Source organism: Leifsonia sp. HAY1-4F (assembly GCF_056755275.1).
In genome coordinates, this window is record NZ_JBNDHX010000197.1 from 1 (window position 1) to 1,019 (window position 1,019).

General features: G+C 70.4%; 1 pseudogene. It reads left to right on the forward strand.

The features are described 5' to 3' along the window. Positions 1-236: 236 nt before the first annotated feature. A pseudogene (locus ACPYOG_RS19160) lies at positions 237-926 on the forward strand (SDR family oxidoreductase); the annotation flags it as partial. Positions 927-1,019: the final 93 nt, after the last annotated feature.

Below are 1,019 nucleotides of genomic sequence, written 5' to 3' on the forward strand. Positions count from 1 at the left end.
TCCGTCGTCGGCAGCGTCAGATGTGTATAAGAGACAGATCGAAGGAGATCGGGTTTCGAATCTCCTTCGAATGGCAGTACTGAAGGAGATTCGAACGGGATTCGTTCGAATCTCCCGCAATCGCCCGGTCCGACCGGGCGCCCGAACCGGCGCCGCCGCGACGGCCGAACTGGTCAGCTTCCGGTCACCTTGACTCGTGCACCACCGGTAATGGACGATCCGCGTAGGGTCGGGGCATGGATTCTTCGGAGACCGTCGCCGCGGACCGGCCGGTGGCCCTCGTGACCGGCGCGTCACGCGGGATCGGCCGGGCGATCGCGATCGAACTCGGCCGCACGCACCACATCCTCGTGGGAGGGCGGGACGCGGCCGCCGTCGATGCGGTGGTCGCTCAGCTGCCGTCGGCTGAGCCGTTCGTCGCCGACCTCGCCGGCGACATGCTCCCGCCCCTGCCCGGGCGACTGGATGTGCTGGTCCACTCGGCCGGGGTCGAGGACGGCGGGGCGGTCGAGGAGACCGACGTCGAGACCTGGCGGCGCGTCTTCGAGGTGAATGTGTTCGCCGTCGCGGAGCTCACCCGTCGGGCGCTGCCGGCGTTGCGGGCGGCCGGCGGGCTGGTGGTCGCCATCAACAGCGGGTCGGGACTGGCCAGCTCTCCCGGCGGCGGAGTCTACGCGGCGTCGAAGTTCGCCTTGCGGGCGCTCACGGACGCGCTCCGCGAGGAGGAGCGGCCGCGCGGGGTGCGCGTCAGCAGCATCCATCCGGGCCGGGTCGACACCGACATGCAGCGCGCGCTCGTCGCCCGCGAAGGCAACGAGTACGACACGCAGTACACGATAACGCCCGAGATGGTCGCGGCGACCGTCCGCACCGCCGTCGACCTGTCGCCTTCCGGAACCGTCGAGTCCCTCAGCGTCCGCCCCCTCCACCGCCGCTGCCCTGTCTCTTATACACATCTCCGAGCCCACGAGACACTCGCTAATGTGGGGGGGGGGGGGGTGGGGGGGGGGAGGGGGGGG